Genomic DNA, 13,551 nt, shown 5'->3' on the forward strand with positions numbered 1-13,551 from the left:
GCGGGGGTGGCGTTCATATCTTTTTTTTTTTTTCCATCCTCTACACCCCCGCCGGGCCGGGGATTCTCTCCCCCCGCCGCCGCCGCCCCCCGCCAGCGTTATTTTTTCAGAAGAAACGCTATTCAGGACGTTACAGACACTACAAGACACTACAGTCCGAGATAGATAATGCAGATCGCTGGGGGGATTAATCCTGCCGTCGAGAGACCTTCGACACCGACCAGACCTCCTGCTCCCCATTCGCTGTTAATAATGCAGATTGCCGAGGAAGCTGATTTTGCCGTCATACAGATCGTTTACCCCCGCCAGATCCTTCTGAGCACCGTACAGTTCGCTGGGGATCGACAAGTAAACCCACGGATGCAATTCGTCGATGCGATCCCAGATCTTCTGGAAAATTTTATTCCGTTTTTCGGTATCAACGGTTTCGGTGGCTTCTTTGATCCATGCGTTGGTTTGAGGATCGTCAAAACGCGTGAAGTTGGTCGTGCCAATAGCTTCCTTGGTGAACAACGATTGCCAGTAGACGGCGGCGTCGCGGTTGGTCATCATGCCCCACATATAGATGAACATGTCATAGCCGCCGGTTTTCATCCGATCGTTGAAGACGCCGTTTTCAAGTACCTGAATGTCGAGCGTTATGCCAACCTGAGCCAGCATAGCCTGAAGCACCGTGGCAGTGTTGATCAGATCCTGAAGGTTAAGGACCCACAAACTGAGTTTCAGATCTTTGACGCCGGCCTCTTTTAGCAGCGCTTTTGATTTCTCCGGGTCGTAACCGAACGGACGGGCATTTTCAGGATAGAAGCTGCATACCGGCAGAAGCGGCCCGACGGCCGGCGCGGAGTTGCCTTCGTAAACTACCTGATTCAAGGCTTCCTTGTTGACGGCGTACTCGATCGCAAGCCTTACGCGAGGATCATCCAGCCGAGGCGATTGCGTGTTCAGACCAAGGTAATGAAGCACAAGTCCTGGAGCGCGAACGAGCTGCACTTTATCGCTTTGAGAAAGACGATTAAACTCCGTCGTGGGGACAGCATAGATAAGATCGACCTTGCCGGTCTCAAGAGCGATAACGCGGTTACTGTCGTCGGGGATAATCAGGAAAGTCAGCTTCTTGTAGACGGGTTTAGTTCCGTGATAATTTTCAAAACGCGCCAGCTCCAACTTCTCTCCCTTTGTCCATTTGACCAGCTTGAAAGCACCGGTACCGACGGGATGCATGGAATAGTTGCTGCCGGCTTCCTCCACGGCCTTTTTATTGAGAATCGAGGCATAAGGGTGCTTCATCGACTCAAGGAACCCTCCAAAAGGCGTCCGCGTCTTCACGATAACCGTATATTTGTCTTCGATTTTGAAGCCGTCGGGGTCAATATAGCGTCCTTTTGAACCGGCGAAAACCGACTGGGGAGAAGTGGCGCGTTTGAGCGAAAACACCACGTCGTCGGCGGTAAGCTCTTCGCCGTTGTGGAATTTAACGCCCTTCTTCAGGTGAAAGCGATAGGTCTTATCGTCAAGAACATCCACGTTTTCCGCAAGGACAGGGACCAATTTGCGAGTTTTGCCGTCGACAGTGTATAAGGTCTCGTAAATTTGGTTCGTCAGACAGAAAGAATACGTATCGACTGAATTCTGCGGATCGAGATTCTTGGCGTCGATGGCGACGCCGACAACCATCTCGTCTCCACGGGCAAAGGCGCGTGACGCCAGAAACGCACTCACTGCCAAACCATAAAACAATGATTTCAGCTTCAAAAAAGACACCTCTTTCACTTATTAAGTTTCAAATTTGCTGAAAACACCATCCTGCGCAACACTGCCTCGTCGACGCTCTCCATAGGATTTCTACTTCATCAGCCCCTTCTCCGTCATCCAACTTTGAACCATTTCAGCTACCTGGGCCGAATTACGGTCCATCATCAGCAAATGCGTATTACCGAAAATACCGCGTTTCGGCAGATCGATCCAATTGATCGGCGCGCCGAGCTCTTTCATGATACGAAAATATTCAGGATAGATTTTAAAATAGGCGGCTTTTGTCCACGCGCAGAGTTCGGTCACCCTGATAAAATCGCCCCAGAGAACAAGCTGAGGAATCTCCTTCAGCGCGGAAAAATCCGTCGTTTGAGGATCGGGAGTACGGGCTGGCTCCAACAGGATCAGCCCCTTTACCTTGTCAGGATGAGCTAAGGCTGCCGGAAGGGCGAAATTGGCCCCCTGGCTGTGAGCCATGATCACGCACCCGCCATCGAACCGATCTACCAGATTATTATAGGCGTCCTGCGCCCAGTCATCCATACTGCGCCAGCGCGGTACGATCTGTTTGCAGAACTCGTCGTAATAATCTACCGGAAACTGAGTCCTCTCATACGAGACACGCTTCGAATGATCTTCGGCAAAGATCGGTCCTATGCGGAAATTACTCCAGCAGGCCGCTTTGGTAGTAAATTCCGGATGCGTACGGTAAATCTCTGGATACATCGCCCAGGAAGATCGTCCCCGCTCCACCGAATCGCTCACGTAAACGTCGTGCCCATAACGCAGAAACAAACTCCGCCACCCCTCCCGTCCGTCGGGAGTGGAGCCCCAAGTGGCGCCGGTCAGCCCTCCGCCGTGCCACATCAACAGCGGATATTTGGCTTTCGGCTGAGCCAGCTTAACATATTCAACATACATCTGTCCCGCTTCGTACTGACCGTTGGGATCAAAATCCTGCGTCGTTCCGTCCTGACAAATAAAGGTTTTGTGCGGTAGGCCTCGCAGAATTACCTCATGACCGTTCACGTAAAAATTTCCCAGCTCCTTTACGGAAATTATTCCCATAAAACATCGCACTTCCTTGCTTCCAAAGAATGAGTACCATAGCTGTGTATTCCAGTTATCTGGTTTAAAATCATAGTTTGATTATAAGAACCGCTACCACAAGAGCAACCCCAAACTTCCAACGGCACGTCTTCCGTGCTGCGCGCGCAGCTATTTCTCAATATTTTCTTCCAACACGACAGCATAAAATTCCTTCAGATCGCGCCTGAACTGCACGTGTGCTTTGGGATTGGAATAGAACATGTGCCCGCCCCAGTAGGTTTTGAAGGTAACGTTCACACGCAGAGCATCGGGAATGTCCATGTGGTTCAGGCAGTAGCGCGTCGTATCGATCGAGCAGTGCAGGTCGAACTGCCCGGCGCAGGCGAAGAACTTAAAACGGGAATCCATCTTCATGGCCGTGCACAGGTCCGCCAGCATGGACGCAAAGCCGCCGGCGCGCGGCGCGGCGCCCGAGGCCGTCGGCAGATAGCCGCTGGCAAAATCCCATCTGCCTCCGTCCACGTGGGGATTGAAGACGAGATAATCCCGGTGTTCCGGCAGTTTCATGATGCGCCCGAAATACTCGTAAAACGCCGCGTAGCAGGCCGCCGACATGTTGAACGTCTGCGGGTCAGCCGCAGCGTCAAAGCCGCGCCCCGGATGAGTCAGCCGCGCGTCGAAGTAGCTCGTCACAAGGCCTTGATCCGCGAGCAGCAGCCCCGCGAACTGCTTGTCGCCGACGCGCAGATTCAGCGCTTCGAGATCCGGCGCTTTCAGCGCCGTGTAGCGGCGCAGCTTTTCCAGAACGACATTGCGTTCTTCCGCCGAAGCCTCGCAGCCCTTCCACAGAAACAGCAGATACTCGCTCTGCGCCCACGCCGCCGCTTCGGCACGCACGTCCTCAAGAGGGCGCGCCAGCAGATCGGCGTCCAGCTTTTTGTGGAACCACGCCGCCGCGCACAGCGCCGGCACCGTGTGCACCAGATGGTGTTCGTACAGCATCGACGTATGCAGCTCGCCGTACGACAACGCCGGCGACACCGCCACAAAACCGCTCGGCATGATGTGCATCTGCTGCAGCCGCAGCACAAGTCCGCTGCCGCGCAGTCCGCCGTAGCTCTCGCCGACGATGAACACGGGCGAGGAGAAACGCCCGTGACGTGCCATCCACGCGCGGATGATACGTGCGATCGCATCCACGTCCTGGCGCACGCCGTAATACTGGCGTTCCTTCTCGCGGTTCACAGTGCAGCTGAATCCCGTCCCCACAGGATCGATGAAGATCAGATCGGAAAAATCGAGGATCGTACCGGGATTGTCGCCAACGATATAAGGCCGCCGCGGCGCCTCCTCGCCCTGCCCCGTCAGGCTGAACGTTTTCGGCGCCAGCGCCGCCATGTGCAGATAAAGCGTCGAAGTCCCCGGCTTCCCGTTGAAGGCGAAAGTCACCGGCCGCTGCGCGCCGCCGTCCGTCAGAGCGTAACTGACGCAGAAACTGCGCGCCTGTTCGGCGCCCTCGTCGTCGTAAACGGGGATATACTCCGCCGTGATGCCGTACTTCAGCCGCTGTCCTTCCAGCGCGATCGCATCCTCGGCGCGCTGCGGCTCAAGAAAAGGTTCCGTCGGCAAAAATTGTTCGTTCGTGATCATTGATATTCTCCTTCTCTGGCACACTCTTCGATGAAATTTCTCTCGTTTCCCGCAGACATGAGCTACTTAAACAACATGGTCACGCCGGAGACGGCCAGGTAGCCGTACACAGCGAGGCGCAGGCGACGGGCGTCGAGGCGTTTGAAGATTTTGTTGCCGAGAAAGATGCCAAATGCCAGCGCCGCGACAACCAGCAGCCACAGCTGAACCGTCGTGGGAGTGATGACGCCGCTGCGCCATCTCATGAACGTGGCGACGCCGGAAGTGAAGCAGAAATGGGCGTTCAGCGTGGCGCGGTACTCCTGATTGTCGCGGGTCGACGAGAGCAGATAGATAGCGACGGGAGGTCCACCGACAGCGAAAAGTCCGGCGCACGCGCCGCCGACGGCACCGGCGACCATACCGGTCAAAGGTGTCCCTTTGATGCGGATCCTGCCGCCGAGAAAAATGGAATAGAAGCTGACGGCAATCAGCATCGCGCCAAGCGCATGCACCATCATCCTTTCCGCCGCACCGAGAGACAGTACGACCGAAGCCGCCGAAAAAAACAGCCCCGAAAGTGCACAGGGCAGCAGAATTCTGAAGTTGATCCTGTGCCAGTGAGGAACGGCAATCATCACAGCCGTGCTGGCGCCACAGAGCGCCGAAACGGCTACAGCCTGGGAATAGGAGAGAAAATACGGCCATGTGGCCATCGCCACGGCGCCAAAACCGAAGCCGCACACACTGGCCACGATTCCGCCGGCCACCGTTGTCCCCATCATCATGGCAGTGAGCATCCAATCCATAACGCCATCTCCATTTTCTACAGAAATTTTACCGTAGGCATGAAACCTCCGTACCAAAAGCATTTAAGGAATCTCTGACTTTATAAAGAGAGCCCGTTCTCAAGTCAGGATCCATTCATCTCATACCTGACTGGCAATGGCACTTAGATTTACAAATCAGAGCAACCGTCGCGAGAAACAAGCAGAACCTCGCAGATCCCAGTAAAATGACGTTTATCACGAGGAGGACTGAGCTTCTATGCCCATCTTACACCATCCGAACGCGAAAAGCTCATGTCGCTTTCCAATGGCGGAAAAGGGCTCTCCGAGAGCGCACGGCGCCTTGGACGTCATAAATCGACGATCTCCGGAGAGCGGAAACGGAATGCTTTTTCTCCGAGCCGTATTCGTCTTCCCCGGCGCAAAGCGCTTGCTATGCTCGCGGAAAGGCCTGCCATGCCAGGTGAAAGCTTGACGACGAGAGGGCTTTAAAGCGGGTACGGTAACGCTTTTATTCCATAAAAGCGTTACCCCGGAAAAGTATTAACATAATTTTCTGGGCGCTGCGAGTGTGTTCGAGCGACCGAACTTCCCCGCGGCGCCCTTATGTTCGGCTTTTTAATTAATAAATAGTATAAAATGGCTAAATCGATTTGAGCAATTTCACGTTTTTTAGGCAAGCCCAATAAAATTGTGCAAGGCCGACAAATAATGTTGCCTTGCACAATTTTATCAGTGAGTATCTTTTCAATAAAAAGCTCAGTTAAAATTCATTCCACCGTCACGCGCCCAAGGTAGTTCAGGCGTCCGTCGCAAAACTCCTCCATGCCCCGAAGATCTTTGCGTCCGCCGTAAAGTTCGTTGGGGACCGCCAAAGAAACAAACGGATGAAGCTCGTCGAGCCGCGCCCAGACTTTTTGAAAAGCCGCCTGGCGTTCCGCCGGTTCGACGCTTCGGTTGCCCAGTTCGATGTTCTCATCAACGATCTTGTCGTCCAGCGCCGCCCAGTTCGTAGTCCCAATGCTGCTGGAATGGAACAGCGACAGCCAGAACTGTCCCGCGTCGCGGTTCGTCTGCATTCCCCATGTGCTGATGAACAGGGTCTGCGTATTGGTCGTGACGCGGTCGTCGAAGACGCCGGACTCCATGACGATGATGTTGACTTTGACGCCGACGTCCTGAAGCATGGATTGAAGCACGGTCGCGCCGTTCACGTAATCCTGGCGCGTTGTGATCCACAGATCGAACGTCAGGCCGTCGGCATAGCCGGCCTCTTTCAGAAGTTGTCTGGCTTTGACGGGATCGCGGGGATAGCGTCGAATGTCGACGGGAGCGAAGCTGCTGGAGGAAACCAGCGGCCCGTCGGGGACCGCCGCTTTTCCCTGATACACCACCCGGACAAAGGCCTCCTTGTCGATGGCGTACTCGATGGCCATGCGGACGCGCGGATCCTTGAGAGCGCCTTTTTGAGTATTCATGCCGAGATAAATGAGGTTATGCCCGGTCCCCTTGACGACCTTCACGCGGCCTTCTTCGGCAAGACGGTCGAAATCGTTCACAGGCACGTTGTAAATCAAGTCGGCCTTGCCGGTTTCAAGGGCGATGACGCGGCTGCTGTCGTCGGCCATCGTAAGAAAATTCAGGCGTTGGGAATGGGGTTTGTCGCCATGATAGCCGCCGAACGCCTCCAGTTCTACGCGCTCGCCCTTGAGCCAGCGCTTGAACTTGTAAGGCCCCGTGCCGACCGGCATCCTGAAGTAATCGCCGCCGGCGTCCGCAACGGCTTTGCGGTTGAAAATACTGGCATAGGGATGCTTCATCGATTCCAGAAAACCGCCGAAAGGCGTCAGCGTCTTCACGATCAGCGTATGCCGGTCGATCACCTGGAATCCCTGCGGATCAATGTACTTGGCCTTTGATTTGGCATAAACGGATTCATTTGAAAGAGCCCGCTGAAACGAGAACACCACGTCGTCAGCGGTAAACTCCTCGCCGTTGTGGAACTTAACGCCTTTTTTCAGATAAAACTTATAGGTCAGCGGATCAAGCACTTCCCAACGTTCCGCCAGCACGGGCACCAGCTGCTTGGTTTGGCCGTCCACTGTCACCAGCGTTTCATTAATGTGCTTGATCATGGCAAAGGAGACCGTATCGACGGCCTTGAGCGGATCCATGCTCTTGGCGTCGTTGGGGACTCCCACGTTAAGCGTCTGCAGATCAGCCGCCGCGCAGGACGCAGCAAAAACCAAAAGCGACGTCGAAACCAACAGGGTCTTTTTCACGTTCATCTTCGTTCAATGCCTCCCCTTAAAAACATCACTCCGAACCCGTGAGCGCGTTAAGCACCGTAGTGGTCATGACTTCCGCCCCGATAGGGATCGAGCGGTCGTCGGCGTAAAAGTTGACCGAATGGGTGGGACAGTGGGCCCCGCCCGGCGAACGGCACCCCAGGCGGAAGAGCGTCCCCGGCGCTTTTTTCAGGAAAAGCGCAAAATCTTCGCCGCCCATGGCGGGAGAAGGAAGATCGACAACGTTCGTCACCGACTTCACCTGCGCGCAGGCACGGCGTACCCGGTCGACCCAGCTTCTGGCGACCACAGAGGGAATGCTTTCCGGCTCGATCTCCACGGTCACTTTCGCGCGCAGTCCCGCGCCGATGCTTTCGGCGATCTCGCGCACACGGCGCCGGAAACGGTCGTGCGTCTCGTCGCGAAGGTAGCGGACGCTGCCTTCCAATATCACCGGGGCGCCGATATAAGAATTGGAAATGCCGCCATGGATACTGCCGAAAGTCACCAGCGCGCAATCGGTGGGAGCCAGCTCGCGCGACCCCAGACTCATGAGCACGGTGACGATCGTCGAAGCGGCCAGGATCGTGTCGACGCCGTAATGAGGATAGCCTCCATGCGCCCTTTTGCCTTCGACGGTGATCTTGAGGATATCGACGCCCGCCGTCATGAAGTCGTCTCTCACGCCGATCTCGCCGACATAGATGTCGGGCAGCGCGTGAAGCGCCAACACGGCGTCCACGACAGGATCTTCCATCACGCCCGCTTCGATGAATTCCGCCGCGCCGCCAAGCTCTTCCTCGGCATGCTGGAAAAAGAACTTGACCGTCCCCGCGAAACAGCTACGAAATTCGCTGAGCAGCCAGGCCGTGCCCAGCAGCGCCGCAGTGTGGGTGTCGTGCCCGCAGCCATGGAAGACGCCGTCATTTTGGGAAACGAACGGTACGCCTGACTGCTCCTGGATCGGCAGCGCGTCCATATCGGCTCTGACGGCGATGCAGACGTCCGGTCCCGTGCCCGTTCCCCGCAGCACGGCGAGAATGCCTGTCTGCGACCTCCCGACCCGCCGGATCGAGTCCATATCCATTTTCTTCAGTTGCTCTTCCACCAGCGCGGAGGTCTTCACCTCGCGGAAGCTCAATTCCGGATTCCGATGGATCTGATGACGCCACTCGATCAGCTGCGGTGCAATCTCCTTCAGCCGTTGTGCGAGTCTGTCGCGGCGGTAGCTGCACAACATCGCGGGACCTCCTGGAATAAAAATACGGAATATCACTAAAATAATAATTATTTATAAAACATTCTACTGTATGTTAGAAAAATGTCAATATTTTTTTCGACAATCAAGTTTCGCCGCCGGAGCCGTCCCAAGACGCCCCCTCGAGCATATAAACCTCGCCATGTTTCCGATAACGGACAAGGATATCGCCCTTGGGCAAGGCGTTTCGCTTTTCTTGACATGGACGCCGTCGCCGATGCCTTCGACGTTCAGAAACGCCACACATCATTTCTCCGCAGTCTGGCGAAAAGCCGATAAAACAAGTGTTCAACATCTTCATGAGAAAGGGAGTCTTTTTTATCTAAAACCGAAAGATGAGTATGGAACGCAGTGAACAAATCCCGCTTATCTTCTCCTCGAGATCATAGAAAAGCCACCTCAACTTTGCTGCGCAAGTTTGAGGTAGCTTTCTTCACAACGTGATTTTATCTCTCGTATACGATACGTCCGTCCATAAGGGTCAGGACCGGCGCGGTCTCCAGAATTTCATGCGGGTCGTCCAGCGAAAACAGATCATGATCCAGCACGACGATGTCCGCATACTTTCCCTTTTCCAGAGTGCCGAGCCGGTCTTCCATGAAAGCGCCGTAGGCGGAGCCGGCCGTATAGCCTTTCAGAAGCTGCGCCATCGTGACCTTCTCGCCCGGGTTCCAGCCGCCTTCCGGCTGGCCGTCGTTGAACAGGCGGGTCGTGCCCCGATAAAGGGCCAGCATGGGATTATTGTCGTAAATCGGGAAATCCGTGCCGAACTGCATGTGCGCGCCGGTTTCCAAAATCGAACGGATCGGCCACGTCTCCGCGGCGCGGCGTTCGTCCAGCCGGGCGAAATAGGGATTATCCGCGAACTTTTCGCAGACGCCGATATGATCCGGCTGCATCGACGCCACCACGCCCAGTTGAGCGAAGCGGCCGATGTCTTCTTTGGCGATGATCTCGATGTGCTCGATCGTGTGCCGGGAATCGCGCTTGCCGTTGCGCTTTTGGGCCAGCTCGCAGCAGTTCAGCGCCCGCCGCACGGAACCGTCGCCACAGGCGTGCATCCTCACCCGGAAACCTTCGCGGTCGGCATCCGCCACTCTGCGAGCCAGTTCTTCCGCCGGGATCCTGCTGGAGCCGACGGAATCGGGCTTGTCCGCGTAAGGTTCGAGCAGCAGCGCCGTCCAGCCCGTCGCCGTTCCGTCGACGATGTGCTTCAGACCGGAAAAACGCACCTTGTCGCTGTCGTATTCCTGCCGCAGACGACGCGCGCGCTCCAGATCCCCGGTCAGGCCGGCGGCGAAGAAAAAGCGGACGTTGAGACGCCCCTCCCGCTCGAACTGCTTCACCACGGCGACGTTGCCCACGTCGATGTCCGAACCTTGGTAACACTGGATGTTGCTGACCGAGGTGATGCCCAGGGAAGCCGTGCGGCGCTGAAATTCGTCAAAAATGACCTCCTGCACCGGCATGGGCATGTCGAAGGCCAGTCGGGCAACCATGAGCATCGGCGTCTCGGCGATATAGCCGGCGGGCGAGCCGTCGGGATCGCGTGCGACGAGGTCGCCGCCGAACTCTTCGACGTCCGCAACGCCGCTGAGCTTGATGGCGGCGGAATTGAGCCAGGCGGAATGCCCTTCCGTGTCGATCAGGTAAACCGGCGTATCGGGCAGAAGCGCGTCCAGAGTTTCCTTGCGGGGATGCTGCGCCTGCCCCCAAGCGATGCTCGACCAGTCCGTGCCGATAATCCAGGACAGCTCGGGGTGCGCGTCCGCAAAGTCCTTGACGCGCTGCGCCGCTTCCTGCTCGGAAGCGCAACCGCTCAGATCGGCGGCTCTGCCGAAAATGCCGCCCAGAAACGCGTGCTCGTGCCCGTCGAAAAAACCCGGCATGATCAGCTGACTGCCGTAATCTCTCACGTCCGTTTCAGAGCCTATATACGAGGCCATCTCTTCGGGCGGACAGACCTTTTCGATCCGGTTGCCCCTGACGCCGACTGCCAAACGCTCGGGGCCGTCTTTGAGCCCCGTGAAGACGGCGTCGCTTTTCAATACCAGATCCATAATCATAACACGAACCCTCCGACCAGGAAGAGAACGAAAGAAAGGGCCGCGCCGATCAGCGCGTAGGGCAGCGTCGTGACGCCATGATCGGCCGTCGAGATGTTCGTGGCGGCGGAGCACATGATCAGCGCGTCGGAGAACAGGCAGCTCTGGCTGCCGAAGGCCGCGGCGGAGAAGACCGCGCCGAGCACGAGATACACGTTGACGCCGATCCCCTGCGCCAGCGGGATGACGATGGGCAGCATCACGGCCGCCATGCTCCAGAAGCAGCTGGTGAAGTACGCGTAAATGATGCAGACTGCAAAAGTAACCGCCGGGAGCAAACCGCCCTTCATGATCGGTTTGACGACGCCGATGATGTACGGGGCCAGCTTCAGCGTGTCGTTGGCCTCTTTGAGCGTGAAGGCCACGATCAGCAGCACGTCGATGAACACCATGTTTTTCATGCCTTGCATGAAGACCTTGAAGAATTCGTCGTAAGGCATCGTCTTGGTGAGGAGGAACGTGACCGCACAGACGGCCAGAGCGGCCATCACGCCGTAGAGGATTTCGTTGTCGCAGGCAATGGTCACGCCCACAAGCGTCACGACCGGCAGCAAGAAGTTCCAGACGTTACGTCTGCCGTTTTCGGCCGCGGGCTCGTCCTCGCTGTTGAGCAGCTCGGGATCGATGGTTTTCATCGGACCGATCGCGGGAACGACGCCCAGCGCGAAGAGGAACGAGATGATGATCGCGATCCAGCAGTAGAACAGATAAGGGATGCAGCGCAGATAAGTGCTTGTCGCCGACCCGACGACGAATCCCGACGTCTCCAGCAGCCCGGCGAAGAACACGACCCACGAAGAGATCGGCATGAGGCAGCAGAGGTTGCCGGCGTTGGAGTTGACGACGTAGGCAAGCTCCGTCCGTTTGACGCCGCGGGAATCGGTGATGTACTTCATCGTGGAAGCAGTCGTCAGGTTATGCAGGTAATCGTCCAAAAAGAAGATGCTTCCCAGCAGCCACGTGATCACGAGAGACTTCTTGCGGCTCGTGGCATATTTTCGGGCCAGCGACGCGAAGCTGCCGAGGCCGCCCGACTTTTCCAGCAGCGCGATCAGACTGCCGAAGAGCGTTACCACGAGAATCAGCCATACCATATGCTTGCTGCACATTACCTTGTAGAGAGAGTCGATCCAGGCCGTTGCGAAGTTCGCTTTGTAAATGATGATATGGCCGACGATCGCCGCCACGAACAAGGGCTCAAGCGACCTTTTCGTCGAGAACGCCATGGCGAACAGAACAAATATGGGGATAAGGGATAAAGCGCCGTAAGTTTCCACGTAAAACGATCTCCTTTCGTTACGCTGTCACAAAAATGCCGGCCCGGCGCGCTTACGGGCAAGTATTCCGCAGCGTCGCGCCGGATGGCTGCACAAAACGGGTCGCATCGAGAATCCGGCCGCCGACGCGGCCCCGCGCGAATGATCCCCGCAAAGCGCCTGTCGTTTTTTGCAAAATGCCACCAGATGCCAGCCGGCGCAAACGAGTTCATCCTCCGTAAGACATCGCAAATTATACAATCATCCGTCCGACTCATGACTAAAAAATTCCCCTTTATGGGATTAATTTTTCGCTAAGCAGAATTCTATACATAATGAACATTTTATGTCAATATCTAAAAATAAAATTCTGTAAAATATAACAACCAAAATGATATTGTGCTAAATCACTATACGCGCAAAAGAAAAACTGATTCGACGCCATGGACACAAATGCCGGCGATTGCTGCTCTCAAAAAGTGTATAACTTTTACCTCCTGCCAAACAACGCAAAAAACACCGTCCCGTTTTGGATAAGGGGTAAGAAAATCACCGACAGACGTTGCCCTGGCCGTCAATTTGGTATATACTGCCTAAAAGATTTTTTTTGCAAAGGAGATCTTGCGTTGTCCAACGAATATAATTATCATGAAGCATTGCAGTCAGTAGAGAGAACCTTTGCGATTCTTGAGCTGCTCGCAAAAAATTCGCAGGGACTGTATCTCACCGAGATCTCGGAGGAGTCCGGCCTAAGCAGCAGCACCGTCCACCGTTTGCTGCGCTCGTTGATTTCTCTCGGCTATGTTCTGAACCGCAAAGAAAATAGCGGAAGGTACAAGCTCAGCTACAAAATTCACGAACTCGGCACAAAATATCTCGCAGGACAAACATTTATACGAGCGGCGTTTCCGTTTCTGGAAAAATTATCATCAAGCACCTTCCGTACCGTCTCTTTGTGCGTACCCGAGATGTTCGACGTGATCTCTGTCGCACGAACGGGGAACTGGAGAGAAAAGGCGATGGTTGATCTTCCCGCATTCCGTGTGCCGATGTACGCCTGCTCCGCCGGCATCGCCATCCTCTCTACCTACGACAACGACCGGATCAAAAAACTTTGGGATCTCTCAAAAATCACGCCCTTTACTCCTTGCACGATAAAGACGCTGGAACATCTTTACCTCCGTGTCGAAACGACGAGAGAAAAGGGATATGACGTGTCCCAGGACGAATACCAAATGGGAATATCCAACGTCGCGGCCGTTATCGTCCCTCGCGGGAGAGCGGCCATCGGCGCCATACAATACATTTACCCATCTTCCGAAAGTCAGACGTCTGCCCTCAAAAACTGTCAGGCCCTCGTGGAAACAGCAAAAGCTCTGACGGAGCTGTACAGTGATTCTCTGTAGTAATACGTACAAAAAC

General features: G+C 55.5%; 11 protein-coding genes. 3 read left to right on the forward strand and 8 right to left on the reverse strand.

The window, feature by feature from the left end; translation table 11 throughout:
* On the forward strand, positions 1–191 hold a 191-nt coding region (locus tag D7D26_RS12615), incomplete at its 5' end, for a hypothetical protein (RefSeq protein WP_233543484.1).
* Positions 192–246: 55 nt separating this feature from the next.
* On the opposite strand, the gene D7D26_RS06370 is transcribed toward D7D26_RS12615, so the two are convergent.
* The 4 genes from D7D26_RS06370 to D7D26_RS06385 all read right to left on the reverse strand — a co-directional run bounded on the left by D7D26_RS06370 (position 247) and on the right by D7D26_RS06385 (position 5,243).
* On the reverse strand, positions 247–1,755 hold the full coding sequence (locus D7D26_RS06370) for an ABC transporter substrate-binding protein (protein ID WP_342447425.1): 1,509 nt from the start codon (positions 1,753–1,755) through the stop codon (positions 247–249).
* Positions 1,756–1,845: 90 nt separating this feature from the next.
* Positions 1,846–2,823, reverse strand: coding sequence for an alpha/beta fold hydrolase (locus D7D26_RS06375; protein ID WP_120372486.1), 978 nt, complete (start codon positions 2,821–2,823; stop codon positions 1,846–1,848).
* A gap of 150 nt (positions 2,824–2,973) precedes the next feature.
* A complete protein-coding gene (locus D7D26_RS06380) occupies positions 2,974–4,455 on the reverse strand; it encodes a S10 family serine carboxypeptidase-like protein (protein WP_120372487.1) in 1,482 nt (493 codons plus the stop codon).
* A 62-nt stretch (positions 4,456–4,517) separates the two neighbouring features.
* Positions 4,518–5,243 (reverse strand): sulfite exporter TauE/SafE family protein, encoded by a 726-nt coding sequence (locus tag D7D26_RS06385; RefSeq protein WP_120372488.1) that lies wholly within the window; start codon positions 5,241–5,243, stop codon positions 4,518–4,520.
* Between the two features lie 273 nt (positions 5,244–5,516).
* Between D7D26_RS06385 and D7D26_RS12910 the strand changes: the two genes are divergently transcribed.
* Positions 5,517–5,714 (forward strand): helix-turn-helix domain-containing protein, encoded by a 198-nt coding sequence (locus D7D26_RS12910; protein WP_120372489.1) that lies wholly within the window; start codon positions 5,517–5,519, stop codon positions 5,712–5,714.
* A 278-nt stretch (positions 5,715–5,992) separates the two neighbouring features.
* On the opposite strand, the gene D7D26_RS06395 is transcribed toward D7D26_RS12910, so the two are convergent.
* The 4 genes from D7D26_RS06395 to D7D26_RS06410 all read right to left on the reverse strand — a co-directional run bounded on the left by D7D26_RS06395 (position 5,993) and on the right by D7D26_RS06410 (position 12,150).
* Entirely contained in the window at positions 5,993–7,510 is a 1,518-nt protein-coding gene (locus D7D26_RS06395) for an ABC transporter substrate-binding protein (protein ID WP_120372490.1), read from the reverse strand.
* Positions 7,511–7,538: 28 nt separating this feature from the next.
* Complete coding sequence (locus D7D26_RS06400; protein ID WP_120372491.1) at positions 7,539–8,750, reverse strand: M20 metallopeptidase family protein; 1,212 nt, start codon at positions 8,748–8,750, stop codon at positions 7,539–7,541.
* Between the two features lie 464 nt (positions 8,751–9,214).
* The gene (locus D7D26_RS06405; RefSeq protein ID WP_120372492.1) at positions 9,215–10,834 is read right to left on the reverse strand and encodes an amidohydrolase; all 1,620 of its coding nucleotides are present in this window, start codon (positions 10,832–10,834) and stop codon (positions 9,215–9,217) included.
* Entirely contained in the window at positions 10,831–12,150 is a 1,320-nt protein-coding gene (locus tag D7D26_RS06410) for a Na+/H+ antiporter NhaC family protein (RefSeq protein WP_120372493.1), read from the reverse strand. The genes D7D26_RS06405 and D7D26_RS06410 overlap by 4 nt, the downstream gene beginning before the upstream one ends.
* A 422-nt stretch (positions 12,151–12,572) precedes the next feature.
* Here D7D26_RS06410 and D7D26_RS06415 point away from each other — a divergent pair, with 422 nt between their 5' ends.
* Positions 12,573–13,535 (forward strand): IclR family transcriptional regulator, encoded by a 963-nt coding sequence (locus tag D7D26_RS06415; protein ID WP_120372494.1) that lies wholly within the window; start codon positions 12,573–12,575, stop codon positions 13,533–13,535.
* The last annotated feature ends 16 nt before the right edge of the window (positions 13,536–13,551 follow it).

This window comes from Pyramidobacter sp. CG50-2, assembly GCF_003612005.1.
Lineage (GTDB): Bacteria > Synergistota > Synergistia > Synergistales > Dethiosulfovibrionaceae > Pyramidobacter.